Origin of the sequence: Massilia varians, assembly GCF_027923905.1 — a bacterium.
In the GTDB taxonomy this organism is placed as follows: Bacteria; Pseudomonadota; Gammaproteobacteria; order Burkholderiales; family Burkholderiaceae_D; genus Telluria; species Telluria varians_B.
Genome location: NZ_AP026966.1, coordinates 3,173,414 through 3,191,034, shown reverse-complemented (window position 1 = coordinate 3,191,034; position 17,621 = coordinate 3,173,414). Strand labels below are relative to the sequence as shown.

Annotated in this window: 14 protein-coding genes; 1 reads left to right on the top strand and 13 read right to left on the bottom strand. The window is 67.2% G+C overall.

Going from position 1 to position 17,621, the window contains the following annotated elements:
• Window positions 1-17 precede the first annotated feature (17 nt).
• From MasN3_RS14420 to MasN3_RS14395, 6 genes are all read right to left on the bottom strand, one after another.
• A complete protein-coding gene (locus MasN3_RS14420; protein ID WP_281908003.1) occupies window positions 18-524 on the bottom strand; it encodes an outer membrane beta-barrel protein in 507 nt (168 codons plus the stop codon).
• Window positions 525-539: 15 nt separating this feature from the next.
• Complete coding sequence (locus MasN3_RS14415; RefSeq protein WP_281908001.1) at window positions 540-1,061, bottom strand: outer membrane beta-barrel protein; 522 nt, start codon at window positions 1,059-1,061, stop codon at window positions 540-542.
• A gap of 432 nt (window positions 1,062-1,493) precedes the next feature.
• Window positions 1,494-2,906, bottom strand: coding sequence for a dihydrolipoyl dehydrogenase (gene lpdA / locus MasN3_RS14410; protein ID WP_281907999.1), 1,413 nt, complete (start codon window positions 2,904-2,906; stop codon window positions 1,494-1,496).
• Window positions 2,907-2,910: 4 nt separating this feature from the next.
• Window positions 2,911-4,260 carry a dihydrolipoamide acetyltransferase family protein gene (locus tag MasN3_RS14405; protein WP_281907997.1) on the bottom strand — a complete coding sequence of 450 codons (1,350 nt, stop codon included), beginning with the start codon at window positions 4,258-4,260 and terminating at the stop codon, window positions 2,911-2,913.
• A 1-nt stretch (window position 4,261) separates the two neighbouring features.
• Window positions 4,262-5,275, bottom strand: coding sequence for an alpha-ketoacid dehydrogenase subunit beta (locus MasN3_RS14400; RefSeq protein ID WP_281907995.1), 1,014 nt, complete (start codon window positions 5,273-5,275; stop codon window positions 4,262-4,264).
• A gap of 38 nt (window positions 5,276-5,313) precedes the next feature.
• Entirely contained in the window at window positions 5,314-6,546 is a 1,233-nt protein-coding gene (locus MasN3_RS14395) for a 3-methyl-2-oxobutanoate dehydrogenase (2-methylpropanoyl-transferring) subunit alpha (protein WP_281907994.1), read from the bottom strand.
• A gap of 256 nt (window positions 6,547-6,802) precedes the next feature.
• Here MasN3_RS14395 and MasN3_RS14390 point away from each other — a divergent pair, with 256 nt between their 5' ends.
• Window positions 6,803-8,392: an EAL domain-containing protein gene (locus MasN3_RS14390; RefSeq protein WP_281907993.1), complete on the top strand. Its 1,590-nt coding sequence runs from the start codon at window positions 6,803-6,805 to the stop codon at window positions 8,390-8,392.
• 12 nt (window positions 8,393-8,404) lie between these two features.
• On the opposite strand, the gene MasN3_RS14385 is transcribed toward MasN3_RS14390, so the two are convergent.
• From MasN3_RS14385 to MasN3_RS14355, 7 genes are all read right to left on the bottom strand, one after another.
• Window positions 8,405-10,297, bottom strand: a complete 1,893-nt coding sequence (locus MasN3_RS14385; protein ID WP_281907992.1) for a CocE/NonD family hydrolase — start codon at window positions 10,295-10,297, stop codon at window positions 8,405-8,407.
• A gap of 181 nt (window positions 10,298-10,478) precedes the next feature.
• Window positions 10,479-11,852 (bottom strand): amino acid permease, encoded by a 1,374-nt coding sequence (locus MasN3_RS14380; RefSeq protein ID WP_281907990.1) that lies wholly within the window; start codon window positions 11,850-11,852, stop codon window positions 10,479-10,481.
• Between the two features lie 340 nt (window positions 11,853-12,192).
• On the bottom strand, window positions 12,193-12,558 hold the full coding sequence (locus MasN3_RS14375) for a hypothetical protein (RefSeq protein WP_281907989.1): 366 nt from the start codon (window positions 12,556-12,558) through the stop codon (window positions 12,193-12,195).
• A gap of 152 nt (window positions 12,559-12,710) precedes the next feature.
• A complete protein-coding gene (locus MasN3_RS14370; RefSeq protein WP_281907988.1) occupies window positions 12,711-13,694 on the bottom strand; it encodes a DMT family transporter in 984 nt (327 codons plus the stop codon).
• Window positions 13,695-13,802: 108 nt separating this feature from the next.
• Window positions 13,803-14,795 carry an amidohydrolase family protein gene (locus MasN3_RS14365; RefSeq protein ID WP_281907986.1) on the bottom strand — a complete coding sequence of 331 codons (993 nt, stop codon included), beginning with the start codon at window positions 14,793-14,795 and terminating at the stop codon, window positions 13,803-13,805.
• Between the two features lie 68 nt (window positions 14,796-14,863).
• Complete coding sequence (locus MasN3_RS14360) at window positions 14,864-15,274, bottom strand: secondary thiamine-phosphate synthase enzyme YjbQ (RefSeq protein WP_281907985.1); 411 nt, start codon at window positions 15,272-15,274, stop codon at window positions 14,864-14,866.
• Between the two features lie 37 nt (window positions 15,275-15,311).
• Window positions 15,312-17,618: a putative bifunctional diguanylate cyclase/phosphodiesterase gene (locus MasN3_RS14355; protein ID WP_281907983.1), complete on the bottom strand. Its 2,307-nt coding sequence runs from the start codon at window positions 17,616-17,618 to the stop codon at window positions 15,312-15,314.
• Window positions 17,619-17,621: the final 3 nt, after the last annotated feature.

Here is a 17,621-nt window from a genome sequence, read left to right as displayed (position 1 = left end):
GACGAGGGCGGAGCCGCTCAGAACTGGTAGGACAGGCCGGTGCTCAGGTTGGTCGCCTGCTGGGAGATCTTCTGCACTTCGACGCGTGCCGTCACCGCCGGCGTGATCGCGTAGCTCAGGCCAATGCCGTACAGCGCCTTGGTGGTCGAGTCCTTGTGGGTGAAGCCACCGGTGCTGAAGCGCTCCTGGATGCGGGCGGCGCCGAGGCGGCCATAGACGCTGAAGCTTTCCCCGACCGGCATGCTGCCGACCAGCGAGAGCGAGGTCTGGTCGGCGCGCAGGTTCGCATTCCCGTTGCCCCAGCCATAGTCGCGCTCGAACAGGCGGCGCTGGCCCAGTTCCACCGCAACGTTCGGATGGAAGTTGTAGCCGACGAAGCCGCCGAAGCTGGTCTCGTGGCCACCGAGATCGGTGATCTTGGAGCGGCCGAGGTCGGCACCGGCATAGAAGCTGCCCGGTTGCGCGGCGAAGCTGGCCGAGGAAGCTGCGAACAGGGCGGCAAGGAGGGCGATCTTCTTGAACATGGACATATCTCCTGCTTAGAACTGGAAGGCGACGCCGGCGCTCAGGTTGGTCGCGTCGCTGGCAGGCTTCTGCACTTCGAGGCGCGCCGACACGGCCGGGGTGAAGGCGTAGTTCAGGCCGACGCCGTACAGGGCCTTGGTGGTGGAATCCTTGGCGCTGTAGCCGGCCGAGCTGACCTTGGCTTCCAGGCGGTTGAGGCCGAGACGGCCGTAGAGGCTGAGGTTCTGGGCCACCGGCAGGCTGCCGACCAGCGACAGGTGCGCCTGGTCGACCTTCGCGCTGCCGTCCACGAAACCGATGGACGGGGTGCCGACGTAGATGTCGTAGTCGGCCAGGCGGCGGTAGCCGGCTTCCACGGCGAAGTTCTGGTGGAAGTTGTAGCCGACGAAGCCGCCGACGCTGGTGTCGCGCTTGGAAACGTCGTCGACCTTGGTCTTGCCGACGTCGCCACCGGCGTAGAACGTATTCGGTTGGGCGGCAAAAGCGGCCGAGGAAGCGATGAGCAGGGCGCTGGCAGCTGCGATTTTCTTGAACATATTATGTGCCTCTTTCTGTCGTTGATGCGCTGGGGCGATTCCCGAGCACGGCGCAATTATTGCAGCTTAGATACGTTAACTGCAATTTTTCACTATGCACAAATGTGCAAATAATGTTTGCAAATGTAACTATGTATGCATATTTTGTTTGCCTTGTGCTCAATTTGGTCAAATCGTACTCGGCGAGTGCACATAAGATCTGCCGCCCGGGCGGGCGGCTTAAGTAGGGAGAAGCAGCGCTCAGACGTGCAATGCATGCCCCAGCGCGCGTAGTAAGCAGCGAGGGTCGGGTCTGACATTTGGACACGGGCTGAGCAAGACGATAGAGTTACGGTCGAGTTCGTGTCTGAATGTCAGACCTGACCCCGGTGAAAATTGTGGCGGGAAAGAAAAACCGCCCGAGTGGGCGGCTTGGGTAGCGGGGAGCAGCGCTCAGATATGCAGCGCGTGCCCCAGTGCGCGCAGCGCGGCTTCCTGTACCGCCTCGCCCAGGGTCGGGTGCGCGTGGATGGTGCCGGCGATGTCCTCGAGCTGGGCGCCCAGCTCGATCGACTGGGTGAAGCCGGCCGTCAGTTCCGACACCGCGCCGCCCACGGCCTGCCAGCCGATGATGCGGTGGTCGCTCTTGCGCGCCACCACGCGCACGAAGCCGTCCGTGCTTTCGATGGTCATCGCGCGTCCGTTGGCGCTGAACGGGAAGTTGGCCGTGACGATCTCGATGCCGGCCTTGTCGGCGTCCAGCGGCGACATCCCGACCACGACGATTTCCGGATCGGTGAAGCACACCGCGGGAATCGCGGCGGGTGCGAAGTGGCGGCGCTTGCCGGACACGATCTCGGCCACCATCTCGCCCTGGGCCATGGCGCGGTGCGCCAGCATTGGCTCGCCGGTCAGGTCGCCGATCGCCCACACGTTGCGCATCGAGGTGCGGCACTGGTCGTCCACCTTGACCGCGCGCCCGTTCATGTCGAGCATCAGGTTTTCCAGGCCCCAGCCCGTGGTGCGCGGCTTGCGGCCGACCGCCACCAGGACGCGGTCCGCTTCCAGCAGGGCTTCGACGCCGGACGCATCGCGCACCCGCACGCGCTGCTGGCCGTCGTCGCCGTCCATGCCCAGCACAGAGGTCGCCAGGCGCAGCTCGACGCCCAGGCGCGCCAGGCTGGCGGCCACCGGCTTGACCAGGTCGGCGTCATAGGCGGGCAGGATCCGGTCGGCCGCTTCGACCACCGTCACCTGCGCGCCCAGCTTGCGGTAGGCGGTGCCGAGCTCCAGGCCGATGTAGCCGGCCCCGACCACCACCAGGCGCTGTGGAATTCCATCGGGCGAGAGCGCCTCGGTCGAGGAGATGACCGGACCGCCGAAGGGCATGAAGGGGAGTTCGACCGCCTCGGAGCCGCTGGCCAGCAGCATGTGCTCGCAGCGGATCCGCACCGAGGCTTGGCTGTCGCCGTCGGCGCGCACCTCGACGGTCTTGCCGTCCAGGATGGTCGCCCAGCCGGCTACCTGCTTGACGCCATTCTTCTTGAGCAGGGCGCCGACGCCGCCGGTCAGCTTCTTGACGATGCCGTCCTTCCAGGCCACGGTGCGCTCGAGGTCGATGTGCGGGGAGGCCGCGCTGATGCCCAGCGGCGAGGTTTCGGCCGCATAGCTACGCGCCTTGCAGAACTCCTCGGCCGCGTGGATCATCGCCTTGGACGGGATGCAGCCGATGTTCAGGCAGGTGCCGCCGGGGGCGGCGCCTTCGACCAGCACGGTCGGCACGCCGAGCTGGCCGGCGCGGATGCCGGCCACGTAGCCGCCCGGTCCGCCGCCGATGATCAGGAGTGTGGTGTTCAGTGTCTCCATATGCTCACTCCACGAAGATGGTGGCCGGGGTTTCGAGGTAGCCGCGGATGGTCTGCACGAACTTGGCCGCCACCTGGCCGTCGATGACGCGGTGGTCGAACGAGGACGACAGGTTCATCATCTTGCGCGCCACCATGGCGCCATCCCGGATCATCGGGCGATCGACGATGCGGTTGGGGCCGATGATCGCCACTTCCGGACGGTTCAGCACCGGGGTGGTGACGATGCCGCCCAGCGGGCCCAGGCTGGTGATGGTGATGGTGGAGCCGGTCAGCTCCTCGCGCGTGGCGCGGCCGGCGCGCGCCGCATCGGCCAGGCGCGCCACCTCGGCGGCAGCGGCCCACGGGTCGAGCGTCTCGGCATGGCGCACCACCGGCACCATCAGGCCGGCCTCGGTCTGGGCGGCGATGCCCAGGTGCACGCCTTCGAACTGGGTGAGGAGGTTGTTGGCGTCGTCGTAGCGCGCATTCATCATCGGATACTGGCGCAGCGCCAGCACCACCGCACGCATCAGGAGCGGCAGGAAGGTCAGCTTGCCGCGCTCGGCGCCATACCTGGCGTTGAGCTGGGTGCGCAGCGCCTCCAGCTCGGTGACGTCGACTTCTTCCACATAGGTGAAGTGCGGGATGTTGCGCTTGGCTTCCTGCATCTTCTCGGCGATCTTGCGGCGCAGGCCGATCACCGGGGCCGATTGCTCGCCGTCGCGCTTGGCGTAGCGCTCGTCGCGGCCGGCGCCCGGCGCGCTGGCGCGGCGGCCCGCCACATGGGCGTCGAGGTCGGAATGAAGGATGCGTCCCGCCGGGCCGCTGCCGTGCACGAACTGCAGCTCGATGCCCAGGTCCCAGGCGCGCTGGCGCACGGCCGGCGCGGCCAGCGGTTTTTCACCGTCGGCACGCATCGGCGCCGGACCGTTCTGGTAGCTGCGGGCCTGCGGGGCAGCTGCCCTGGGCGCCGGCGCGGCCGGCGCGGCCGCCTTGGCGCTCGCGCCCTGCGTGGCTTCGGCCTGCGCCACCGCTTCCAGCTGCGGTTCCGCGACTTCTTCGGCGGGCGCCGTGGCGGCAGCGGATTTCACCGGTTCCTGTTTCGCCTTCTCGCCGGAGAAATTGCCGGCGCCTTCGACGTCGAGGCGGATCAACTCCGCGCCCACGGCCAGCGACTGGCCGACCGCGCCGCCCAGGCTGGTGATGGTGCCCGCCACCGGCGAGGGGATCTCGACGGTGGCCTTGTCGGTCATGACGTCGGCCAGCACCTGGTCTTCCTTGACCGTGTCGCCCGGCTGCACGTGCCAGGCCACGACCTCGACCTCGGCGATGCCTTCGCCCAGGTCTGGCATTTTAATGACATGAATGCCCATGTTATTTACCCTCCAGCGCACGTTTCAGGGCCGCGCCGACACGGTCGGGACCCGGGAAATAAGCCCATTCCTGCGCATGCGGATACGGGGTATCCCAGCCGGTGACGCGCTCGATCGGCGCCTCCAGCTGGTAGAAGCAGTGTTCCTGCACCAGGGCCGCCAGCTCGGCGCCGAAGCCGCTGGTGCGGGTGGCTTCGTGCACGATGACGCAGCGGCCGGTCTTCTTGACCGAGTTGACGATGGTCTCGAGATCGAGCGGCCAGATGCTGCGCAGGTCGATCACCTCGGCGTCGACGCCGGATTCGCGCGCCGCCGCCTCCGACACCCACACCATGGTGCCGTAGGCGAGCACGGTCACGTCGTTGCCGGGGCGGACGATGTTGGCCTTGTCCAGGTCCACCGTATAGTGTCCGGTCGGGACGTTGCCCAGCGCGTGGCCGGACCAGGGCACCACCGGACGGTCGTGGTGGCCGTCGAAGGGGCCGTTGTACAGGCGCTTGGGCTCCAGGAAGATCACCGGGTCGTCGTTCTCGATCGAGGCGATGAGCAAGCCCTTCGCGTCGAAGGGGTTGGACGGCATCACCGTGCGCAGGCCGCACACGTGGGTGAAGAAGGCTTCCGGGCTCTGGCTGTGGGTCTGGCCGCCGTAGATGCCGCCGCCGCAGGGCATGCGGATCACCATCGAGGCGGTGAACTCGCCGGCCGAGCGGTAGCGCAGGCGCGCCGCTTCCGACACGATCTGGTCGGTGGCCGGATAAAAATAGTCGGCGAACTGGATCTCGACCACCGGGCGCAGGCCGTAGGCCGCCATGCCCACCGCGGTGCCGACGATGCCGCCTTCCGAAATCGGCGCATCGAACACGCGCGACTTGCCGTATTTCGCCTGCAGGCCATCCGTGACGCGGAACACGCCGCCGAAATAGCCGACGTCCTGGCCGTACACCACGACGTTGTTGTCGCGTTCCATCATCACGTCCATGGCCGAGCGCAGCGCCTGGATCATGGTCATCGGCATGGTTGCCGTTTCTTTTGGGATATCGTCTCGCGCCATCTTCATACTCCCAGTTCCTGGCGTTGCCGGCGCAGGTGCTCCGGCATGTCCTTGTACACGTCCTCGAACATCGTGGCCGCGCTCGGGGCGCGCTCGTCGCCCAGGATGCCGTAGGACTCGGCCTCTTTCTGGGCCGCGAGGACTTCCGCCTCGAGCGCGGCCTGCACGCGCTCGTGCTCTTCGTCCGACCACCAGCCCTGCTTGGTCAGGTACTGGCGCAGGCGGGCCACCGGGTCGCCCAGCGGGAAGTGCTGGAAGTCGTCGGCCGGGCGGTAGCGCGAGGGGTCGTCCGAGGTCGAGTGCGGGCCGGCGCGGTAGGTGACCCATTCGATCAGGGTCGGACCCAGGTTCGAGCGGGCCCGTTCGGCCGCCCAGCGCGAGGCGGAAAGCACTGCCAGGAAGTCGTTGCCGTCCACGCGCAAGGAAGCGATGCCGCTGCCGACGCCGCGGGTGGCGAAGGTGACGCTCTCGCCGCCGGCGATGGCCTGGAAGGTCGAGATCGCCCACTGGTTGTTGACCACGTTGAGGATGACCGGCGCGCGGTACACGTGAGCAAAGGTGAGGGCGGTGGAAAAGTCGGATTCGGCGGTGGCGCCGTCGCCGATCCAGGCCGAGGCGATCTTCGTATCGCCCTTGATCGCCGAGGCCATCGCCCAGCCCACCGCTTGCGGGTACTGGGTGGCGAGGTTGCCGGAAATCGAGAAGAAACCGGCGCGGCGCACCGAGTACATCACCGGCAGCTGGCGGCCCTTGAGCGGATCGCGCTCGTTCGACAGCAGCTGGCAGATCATTTCGACCAGCGGCACCTGCTTGGCGATCAGGAGGCTCTGCTGGCGGTAGGTCGGGAAATGCATGTCGCCGTCTTCGAGGGCCAGGGCCTGGGCGGTGCCCAGGGCTTCCTCGCCGAGCGAGAGCATATAGAAGGACATCTTCTTCTGGCGCTGGGCGATGACCATGCGGGCGTCGAAGATGCGGGTTTTCATCATGGTGCGCAGCCCGAAGCGCAGCAGTTCGGGATCGGCCTCGGGCGCCCAGGGACCGACGGCATCGCCGTTCTCGTCCAGGACGCGGATCAGGCCGGTGGCGATGTCGCTCGTGTCGAGCGGCGCCACGTCGACGGGCGGACGCCGGACGGCGCCGGCGGGACTCAATTGCAGGTACGAAAAATCGGTCTTGCAGCCCGGGCGGCCGGTAGGCTCCGGTACATGCAGCGACAGAGGCTTACTCTGACTCATAAACGCTTCCCCTTTGTAAGGTGACTTGCGGCAAGCATGATAAGGCGAACCGTCGCGCACACGAAGCCCCTGGCGAACTATTTTCATATTGCTATGCAGCATAGCGGGCCATGGCGGCGGCCGGATCGGCGCCCCGGCGCTTGTCGCGGAGGCGGTACAAGGCCGTGTCAGGCGACGCCTTCGGATTGCGGGCCGCGGGCGGCGTCTGTAGTATGGACTGGCGCAGCATCCCGTTCATGCCCGTTCGCAGGGAATCATGAAAAAAACTGGCGTCGTTCTGCTTACGCTCCTGCTGGCGATCGTTGCGATCGGCGGTCCTATCTGGCTGGCCATCCACGAGGCCCAAAGGCAGGCATTCAAGGCGGAAAGTGCGCATGCGCTCGGCTATGCGCGCGACGTCGTGATGCGCGGGGACGAGACGGCGGCGCAGGTGGCCGCGGCCGTCAGGCGCTTCGCGCCGTATACGGCGACACCTTGCGTGCCGGCCAGCATCGACCTCATGCGCGAGATCGACCTGGGATCGACCTATATCCAGGCGGTCGGCTACGTCGAGGGCAACCGGATGCTGTGCTCGTCCATCGTCGGCAGTGCGCGCGTCCTCGAGCTGGGCGAACCGACTTACCGCAGCGCATCCGGCGCCTTGATACGCATCGACGTGCATTTTCCGTTCGCGCCCGAGTATGCCTTCCTCGTTGTGCAGTACGGTAATTTTGCCGCCATTTTGCATGCGCAATTACCAATCGACACGGCCAAGAGCGAGCCCGATGTGTCGCTGGCCGTGATGCCGCTCGACTTCGCCGCCCCGATCAGTGCCCGCGGCCATATCGACCCGGGCTGGGCGAAGCGTCTGGGCAGCGCGCGCGAGGCGGTGTTCGAGGATGACGGCCATGTGGTGGCGGTGGTGCGTTCCTCGGCCTTCCAGACGGTCGGCATTGCGGCCGTGCCCATGCATTACCTGGCGGACCGCTCGCGCAACTTCGCGGTCCGGCTGGTGCCGGCGGGCATGCTGGCCGGGGCGGCGCTGAGCTTTGCGATCCTGTACCTGGCGCGCCAGCAGATGGCCTTGCCCTATGCGGTGCGCTCGGCGCTCAGGCGCCGCGAATTCTTCCTCGAGTATCAGGCCGTGGTGGAGCTGCGCACGGGGCGCTGGATGGGCGTCGAGGCGCTGGTGCGCTGGCGCCGCTCCACCGGCGAGGTCGTCATGCCGGAGCTGTTCATCCCCATCGCCGAGCAGGACGACACCATCGCCAGGCTGACGCACCAGGTGCTGGACCTGGTCTGCCGCGATGTCGGTTTCTACCTCGAAACCCATCCCGGCTTTCATATCGGGATCAACGTCGCGCCCGCCGACTTCCATTCGCCCGATTTTCACGACAAGCTGCAGGCCACGCTCGACCGGATGGGCGCGCATCCCTCCAGCGTGATCCTCGAAGTGACCGAGCGCGGCCTGCTCGACCCGGTGGTCGCGCGCGAAACCTCGGGCACGCTGCGGCGCCACGGCTTCGCGATCGCGATCGACGACTTCGGCACCGGCTATTCGAGCCTGTCCTATCTGGAATCGCTGGAGCTCGATTACCTGAAGATCGACCGTAGCTTCATCGAGGCGATCGGCACCGGTGCGCCGACCAGCCAGGTGGTCGGGCACATCATCTCGATGGCCAGGGACCTGGGGCTGCGCATGATTGCGGAAGGGGTAGAGAGCCAGGCGCAAGCCGACTTCCTGCTGCGCCATGGCGTCCAGTATGCGCAGGGCTGGCTGTTCGGCCGGCCGATGTCCTTTGCCGAGGTCGTGCATTACATGGAGCAGATGGCGCGGCGGGAAGCGACTGAACCCGCCGCGGGCTGACACGATCGCCGCTTATTGCACGACCGGCAGCTCGATGTAGCTCTGGTGCGTGCTGTCGTGGTGCACGGCGTTGTCCGCCACCACGCCGGTCTTCTCGCTTTCGTTCGGCCCGCCCGTGTTCAGGTTGCGCACGAATTTCGGGAAGTTCGACGAGCTCACCTCGACCCGGATGCGGTGGCCGGCGCCGAACTGGATCGCGGTGGCGATCGGGCTCGGGCGGATGGTCACGACTTCACCCGGCGTCAAGGGCGCCGGCTGGTCGAAGCCGTTGCGGTAGCGCGCGCGGAAGATGGTGTCGCCGACGATCCAGGCGGTGCCGTCCGGCGCCACGTCGACCAGTTTCACCGCGAAGTCGGTGTCCCTGGCGTTCGACGAGACCTTCAGCACCGCATCGACGAAGCCGGCCACGCTCACCGGTGTCGGCAGCGGGTCGCTGGTGTAGACCAGCACGTCGCTGCGCGCCTCGACCGGACGCTGGTCGAAGGCGCCCGGCACAACGATGCCGCCATTGCAGCAGTCGCCGCCGCCGATGGTCTGCACCGGGTTCATCGGGTCGTAGCGGTAGCGGTCGGCCGCTTCGTTCGCGCCCGGCGCTTCGGTCGTCAAGCGGCCGTCGCCGTAGAGCGAATTCGCCTTCCCGCCGGAGCGCAGGTACAGGCGCATCGGCTTGGCCTTTTCCGGCGGCCAGGTGCCGGCGCTCTGCCAGCGGTTGGCGCCCATCTCGAAATAGCGCACGTGCGGGGTTGAGGCCGGGAAGGCCTTGGCATCGCCCTTGAGCCAGCGGTCGAACCAGCCGTAGATGGCGCCGTCGACGTCGAAACTGGTGTCGCCCATGTTGCGCTCGCCGATGGTGTTGTTCGGGCCCAGGCGGGAAAAAGCGCAGTGCACGTTCGGCGCCACCACCGCGTACTGGTTGCTGCTCGCTTCCTTGTCGGTGCCGGCCGCGCGCGCATGGTTGAACAGTTCCAGGTTCGGGCCGATCGACACGTCGTACCAGCTGTTGAACCACAGCGCGGGCACGCCCCAGCCCATGCCCTCGTGGTACAGGCCGCCCTGGCGCCAGGCCGGGTCGGCGGGCGTGCGCTTGATGAGCTGCTCGAAGGTGCCGGCCGGCTCGCCCAGCGAGGACAGCAGCTGGTCCACCGGCAGGTGCTTGATCTGCTTGTTCCAGTCGACCTTCGGCTTGGCCGGATCGAGGTCATTGTAGGCCTCGACGCGGGCGCGCAGCTTGTCGTCGCCAATGGCCGGCAGCTGGGCGCGCAGCGGATTGTCGACGCCGTACAGCCAGACGAAGAACAGGTTGCGCGGCACGCCGCCGGTGTACCAGTTGCCCTGTTCCTGGAAACGGCCCACCTTGCCGATGCCGGCGCCGGCCGCCATCGGCACCATCGCCGCGTGCGCCGGGTGGTTCAGGCCGGCAAGCGCCAGCTGCCATTCGGCCGAGGACGAGCAGCCCAGGGTGCCGACCTTGCCGTTCGACCAGTCTTGCGCCGCGATCCAGCTCAGGGTGTCGTAGCCGTCGGTTTGCGGCTTGCCCAGGATCTCCCAGTTGCCGCCCGAAAAATAGCGGCCGCGTTCGTTCTGGACGATGAAGCTGTAGCCTCGCTTGACCGATTCGAGCACGTAGCGCTGGGTCGATCCTCTCAGCTTGCCTTCGTTGTAGGGCGTCTTCCACAGGATCGCGGGCAGCTTGCCCCTGGCGTTCTTCGGCATGTAGATGTCGGTCGACAGCGTGACGCCGTCGCGCATCGGCACCATCACGCTGAGGCGGGACGTGGCGATCAGCGCCAGTTCCTTTTCCAGGGCTTCCTGGCTGTATTTGCTGTAGTCCTGCGCGGCGACGACGACGTGGGCGTCGGTCGCGAACAGGGCGAGTGCGACGACACTGGCGACAATCTTCTTCAAGTTGACTCCTTCGGCTCATGGATAAGGAATGGCCGGAGGCGCGTCGCTACCCGGACAGGTGGGCGAACGCGGCCTCCACTGGAGTAATACTTTATCAACAGTCTGGCTGTTGAGCTAGCGCAACATGAGAAATCGGCAGCCCGGTCGGGAAACGGGGGCGGGCTGTCGTTTTGGCGCGTCTTTACACCACCGGGGCGGCCGCGGCGCCGGCGCGCTGGCGCTGGCGCAGCCAGTAGCCCAGCGCCAGCAGGCCCAGCCAGGCCGGAATCATGAACACCGACAACTGCAGGCCCGGCGTCAGGTACATCACCACGATGATGCCGGCCAGGAAGGCTAGGCACAGGTAGTTGGTGAGCGGGAACAAGGGGCTGCGGAACGCGGTCGCCTGGCCCGCGGCGCGCTTGGCGCGGCGAAAGCGCAGGTGGCTCCAGCACACCATGCCCCAGTTGATGACCAGCGCCGCCACGGCCAGTCCCATCAGCATGCCGAAGGCGTCCCGCGGCAGGAAATAGTTAACGCAGATGCAGATGCCGGTGGCAACTGCCGACACGCCCAGGGCGGCCAGCGGCACCCCGCGCTTGCTGACCTTGAGCAGGGCGCGCGGCGCATTGCCCTGTTCCGCCAGGCCGAACAGCATGCGGCTGTTGGCATAGGTGCAGCCGTTGTAGACCGACAGGGCGGCGGTCAAGACCACCAGGTTGAGGATGTTGGCGACGATGTTGCTGTCCAGCGCCGCGAAGATCAGCACGAAGGGGCTGCCGCCGGTAACGACTTTCTGCCACGGGTAGAGCATCAGGAGCACCGCCAGGGCGCCGACGTAGAAGATGGCGATGCGCCAGATGGCCTGGTTGATGGCGCGCGGGATGGTGCGGCCCGGGTTGTCGGCTTCGGCGGCGGTGATGCCGATCATCTCGAGGCCGCCGAAGGAGAACATGATCACCGCCATCGACAGCGCCAGGCCGACCAGGCCGTTCGGGAAGAAGCCGCCGTGCTGCCACAGGTTGGCCACGCCGGCCTGCGGCCCCGCGGTGTCGCTGATCAAGAGGTAGAGGCCGAACACGATCATGCCGACCACGGCCGCCACCTTGATGATCGAAAACCAGAATTCCAGCTCGCCGAAGGCCTTCACGTTGAGCAGGCTGAGGGAGTTGACGAGCACGAAGAAGCCGAGCGCCGAGACCCAGGTCGGGATCCCCGGGAACCAGTACTGGACGTAGATGCCGAGCGCGGACAGCTCGGCCATGCTGACGAGGATGTACATCACCCAGTAGTTCCAGCCCGAGACGAAGCCGGCCATCGGGCTGCCATACTTGCTGGCGAAATAGCCGAAGGAACCGGCGACCGGCTCGTCGACGATCATTTCGCCGAGCTGGCGCATGATGAGGAAGGCGACCAGGCCGGCGATCGCATAGCCGAGCAGGGCGGAGGGGCCGGCCTGCTGGATGGTCTGGGCCACGCCCAGGAACAGGCCGGTGCCGATAGCGCCGCCGAGGGCGATCAGCTGGATGTGGCGGTTCTTTAAGCCACGTTTGAGTTCATGCTTGGCGGTGTCCATCGTCGGCCTTCAGCGTATTTGCCTAAAGCCAGCGATTTTACTGCAAGCAAGGCTGCTGCGGACGGCGGACCGGACGAAAGCGCGCTGGCCGCCGCGCGGCAGGCTTAGTAACGGCGGTAGCTGCGGCGTCCCATCGGATAGCGTTGCGCCATCTTGCCGCCGAATTTTTTCCAGAGCAGGCCTGCAATGGCCATCATGATCATTTTGCGCATCGCTGTTCTCCCATCGATGAAAGTGGACGGGCCACGCCTGGCGTGGCATTAGAGCCAGCTTAACAAAAGGACGTCTCAGGCGGCGCGAGCCTGAGCCGAAGGGCTCACGCCGCCTTCGGATGAACCGCTCAGCCTGGCATCATGAAGAACGCCAGCACGCCTGCCACGCTGGCTCCCAGCATCATCAAGAGGAAGCCCGACATGCGCGCCAGCGACACCAGGCGCCCGCCCTGGGGCCGGCTGCGCAGCAGGTAGAGTGGAATGCCGATCGGCGCGATCGTCACGACGGCCATGCTCATCCAGCGTGGACGGCGGTACAGGCGCGCCTCGCTGTCGAGCCGGTACCAGTAATAGGGCAGGAAGCTCAGCAGGAAGGCGGAGAGCACCATCCACCAGGCGGGCATGCGCACGTGGGTGGCGGCGTACAGGGCGTCGGTCATGCCGCAGGCAAACATGAGCACCAGCAGCGCCCACAGGGTATTCTTGGGAGTCATCGTGTCGAATCGGAAGCAAGGCGGCGAGAATACCACCGCTGCCTGGCTCCGAAATTCAACAAAAATCACGGACGTGCGGAAATATGCATGCCTCATGATCCGATCGCCTGCGCTCGTGGCCGACCGTTTCACCCTAGCGCGCCAGGACCGGCCTAAGGCCGCCCATCCGGACCGGATGCGCTGGTGCGCGGGCCGCGCGTCACCAGCAGTACGCCACCGCATACCAGTACCAGCGCGGCGAGATTGGTCCAGGTCAGGACGTCCTCGTGCAGCCAGATGCCGGACAGGGCTGCGCCGAACAGCGGCACCAGGAAGGCGAACATGCTGACCAGTCCCACCGGATTGTGCTTGAGCAGCAGGCTCCACAGGGTGAAGGCGATCGCCGACAGCGCGGCGAGGTAGAGCAGCAGCAGGCTTGAAACCAGGTCGAGCCGCCCCAGGCTGCCGCCTGGCACGTAGCCGGCCACGAGCAGGACCAGGCCGCCGATCGCCAGCTGCCAGGCGGTCATCGTCATCGCATCCATGCGCTGCGAGACGCGCTTGCCGTAGATCGAGGCCGCCGACAGCACCAAGGCGGCCAGGACGATGAAGCCCTCGCCCTGCAGGCTGATGCCGCCGCCCAGCAGGCTGGCGTCGGCATTTACCGCCAGCACGCCGGCCAGGCCAAGCGAGCAACCGATGGCCTTGCGCGCGGACAGGCGGTCATCCTTGTAGAGGAAGTGCGCCAGCAGGACGCTGAAGAAGGTCGTGCTGGCGTTCAGGATCGATGCCCGCACGCCCGTGGTGTAGGCCAGCCCGATGTAGAAGAACACGTACTGCAGGCTGGTCTGGGCGATGCCCAGCACGACCACCTGGCGCATCCCGTCGCGGGACGGCAGGGGGAACTTCTTCTGCAGCAGGCAGGCGGCGAGCGCCACGCCGATCCCGGCCAGCAGGAAGCGGTAGCCGGCGTAGACCAGCTTGGACGGAATATCCTGCTGCGTGATGCCCAGCAGGGCGTAACCGGTTTTGATGGCGGGGTAGGAGCTACCCCACAACAGGCAGCACAGCGTGGCCAGCAAGACCACGACCAGGGGGCGAGAAAAGAAGACGGTGTCGCGCGGCGCGGCGCGGCCGAGGGATGATGCGGGGAACATGCGTAATCGGTCCTGTTTCAATGTCATCTGACATCATACAACATATCGGCAGGCTGTGTTGGGAGGACGGCAACACCGCCGTTTGCTCATCCGGACGAGCGCGAAACATCAGCGCAGGTAAGGGGCGACGTTGTCCGCGATCCGCTTGATTTCGGCCTCGGTCAGCAGCAGCGCGCGGAAGGCCGCCCAGGCCTGGCGCGGCGTCATGTTGGTGGGCTTGGCCGCGTCCGAGCCGTACAGGATCTTGTCGACGCCCACCTGGCGGATGCGCTCGACCATCTCGCGCGCCTGCGCCGGGCTCATGTCGGGCGTGGCGATCGAGGCCACGTCGAAGTAGAGATTGCGGGAATGCGGGTCCTTGCGCACGGCCGCCTCGGCAAAGGTGCGCATCACCGCCTGCGCCGGCGGATCCTCGTAGCCGGGGCCGCTGCCGGCGAGGTGCGCCACCTGCACCACGATGTCGGTGGCCTCGGGCATGAGTTGTTCCAGGAAGGCGCGCGCCTGCGCTGCGCCGTAGGGGCGTTTTAGCGAGATCGAGGCGCGCAGGTGGACCGCGATCGCCATGCGGTGCCGGTTGGCGGCGCGGAACACTTCCTTGAGGCGGGCCAGGTGTTCCGGCTTGTCCAGCTGGACGTCGGAATTCCCGAAATGCATCTTGATGCCGGTGCGCAGCTGCGGGTGCGCCGCGCAGCGCTCCAGCTCGGCCAGCGCATAGTCCTTCAGCGGATTGAAGCCGCAGAAGGCGCGCAGGCGCCCGGGGTACCTGGCCACCTGGGCGGCGGTCCAGTCGTTCTCCGCCTTGACCTTGGCATACTCGTCCTCGACCACGCGCGAGGGGCGGCCGAACATGTAGGCCGTCGACATCACGGCGGCGCGGGCAATGCCGGCCTCGTCCAGCAGGGAGATCAATGTCGTCACCGGGATCTCGCGCAGCGCATCGGGCCCGGGCGCCGGTGCGATGAAGGCGATGATGGCGGGACTGAACAGGTGCTGGTGGTGGTCGGCGGCGGCCACGAGCGCGGCCTGGCCGGCGAACGCGCTGGCGGGCAGGGCGAGCAGCAGGGCGGCGCTCAGGCGCAGCCGGGCGAACAGGCGGGACATCGGGAGACCTCCTGCGAAAGCGCGAGGCTCCAGACTAGCCGCAGCGGCCGATGCTGTCCACGCAAAACTCAGAGGACGGTGACGACCACCTTGCGGCGATGCGGCGCGCTGCGGTGCTCGTACAGGTAGATGCCCTGCCAGGTGCCGAGCAGCAGGCGGCCGGCGCCGACCGGAACGCTCAGGCCGGACCCGGTCAGCATGGTGCGCACGTGGGCCGCCATGTCGTCCGGCCCTTCGGCGTCGTGACGGTAGGCCGGGTCGCCGTCGGGCGCGAGCCGCCGCAGGACGGTCTCGAGGTCGCGCCGCACGTCGGGGTCGGCGTTCTCGGTGATGAGCAGCGAGCAGCTGGTGTGCTGCACGAACACGTGGGCCAGGCCGCACTGGACCTGCGCGGCGCGCACCACCTCGGCGACCGCTTCGGTGATGTCGCGGGTCCCGCGCCCTGGTGTATGGATGTCGAGGATGCTCTGGTGCGCCACGCTGTGCTCCGGGTCTGCGTCAAGGCACAGCTTAGCATCAGGCGGCGCTGCGCGCGGAGTCTGGAGCGTCCAGCACGGCGAGCAGCTCGTCCAGCGGCGCCGGGCGCGAGAACAGGTAGCCCTGCATCAGCGGACTGCCGTTGTCGCTGAGGTAGTCGGCCTGCTGTGCGGTCTCGATACCCTCGGCCACCACGCGCAGGCCGAGGTGGTCGGCCATGGCCAGGATCGACTGCACGATGGCGGTGCCGTTGACGTCGTTCGGGGTGTCGCGAATAAAACTCTTGTCGATCTTGATCTCGTACAGGGGCATGCGCTTGAGGTAGGCCAGGCTCGAGTAGCCGGTGCCGAAGTCGTCCACCGAGAAGCGGATGCCCAGGGCCGCCAGCTCGTCCATGCGCGCGATGGTCTGGTCCAGGTTCGACACCAGCAGGCCCTCGGTGACTTCGAAGATCAGCTGCCCGGCCGGGGCGCCGGTTTCCTGCAGCACCCGCGCCACCGTCTCGACGAAGTCCGGCTGGCGGAACTGCGCCGGGCTGACGTTGATCGACAGCGGCAGCGGATGGCCTGCCGCCTCCAGGCGCAGCCAGGCTTCGCAGGCCTGGCGCAGCACCCAGGTCCCCAGCGGAACGATCAGGCCGGTGCTTTCCGCGATCGGAATGAACACGTCGGGCGGCACCAGGATCCCGTCGGCGCGGCGCCAGCGCATCAGCAGCTCGGCGCCGACCGGCCGCTGCGCGCGGTCGACCTGCAGCTGCAGGTGCATGGCCAGTTCGCCGCGCTCGAGGGCATTGGCGAGGTCGCGTTCGAGCGTGAGCTTCTGCTCGGCCTCGGCCAGCATGGTGGACTCGAACAAGGCGACGCCATTGCGTCCGCTCGCCTTGGCCTGGTACATCGCGGTGTCGGCTTCGCGCAGCAGGTCGTGGGCGGTCTGGCCGGCGCGCAGCGGCAGGGCCACGCCGATGCTGCCCGTCGAGCGGTACACGTGCTCGTCGATCGTGACTTCCTCGCCCAGCGCCGCCAGCACCTTGTGCGCCACCTTGAGCGCGGCGCCGGCCGCGGTGTCGGGATCGTCCCCCAGGTCGTTCAGCAGGATCACGAATTCGTCGCCGCCCAGGCGCGCCACGGTGTCGCGCGCACGCACGGTGGCCAGCAGGCGCGCGGCCGCGCTGCGCAGCAGGGCGTCGCCGGTGGCGTGGCCGCGGGCGTCGTTGACGTACTTGAAGTTGTCGAGGTCGATGAACAGCACGGCGCCCAGCGCGCCGCCGGCATTGCGCGCGTTCACCAGGGCGTCGAGCCGCTCGGTGAACAGGCGCCGGTTCGGCAGGCCGGTCAGCACGTCGTAGAAGGCCAGGTGATGGATCGCCTTGGCCGAGTTGCGGCGCTCGGTGATGTCGCGCCCTACCACGACCCAGTGGGTGCTGCGCCCGCCGTCGCTGGCGAAGGGCACCAGCTCCATCTCGGCCCAGAAGGGCTCGCCGGCCTTGGTGTACAGCAGCAGTTCGGCCTTGACCGGTTCGTTGCACGCGACTGCGCGCAGGATGCGCGCCACTTCGTCGGGATCGGTGTCCTGGCCGTGCAGCAGGCGCATGCTTTGGCCGATGATCTCGTCGCGCCGGTAGCCGGTGCGGCGTTCGAAGGCTTCGTTGGCGGAGATGATCGGCTGCTGCGCGCCGGGTTCGTCGATGGCCTGGGCGATCAGCACCATGTCGTTCAGGCGCGCCACCGCGGCCGAGGTCAGGCGCAGTTCGGCGTTCAGCGCGTGCAGCTTGTCCTGCTTGGTTTCGAGCGTTTCGGCGAAACCGTGCAGCTCGCCGAGGGTCGCGGCCAGGCCCTTGACCAGGGCGCCGCAGGTGATGGTGATCAGGGCGCCGACGCACAGGAAGTTGAGCGTGACGACCAGCGAGGACAGCAGTTGATCCTGGCCTAGGCCGGCGACATACAGCTTGGCGTGGCCGGCCAGGCCCAGGCCGAGGATGGTGAGGCCGCTCAGGAACAGGGCCGTCAGAGCCTGGCGGGTGCCGAGCAGGATCACGGCCAGCACCGGCGGCGCCATCAGGAAGATCTGGCTGACCGCGCCGACGCCGAGCATCAGGCCGACGCCCACCAGGAACAGCATCGAGAGGAAGTTCAGGACACGCAGCGTGTAGGGGAGGCGGTCGAACCACCAGATCGCGAAGACCCAGCCCAGGGCCACGACGTCCATCAGCGCGATTTGCCAGATGCCGTCGGCCATGGCCAGGATCGCACTGGGCACGGCCGCCGCCAGGCCGAGCACCAGCACGGCCGACATCAGGGTCGAGAAAATGCGCGCGCGCCAGTGGGCCAGGTCGTCAAACTGTTTCATGCA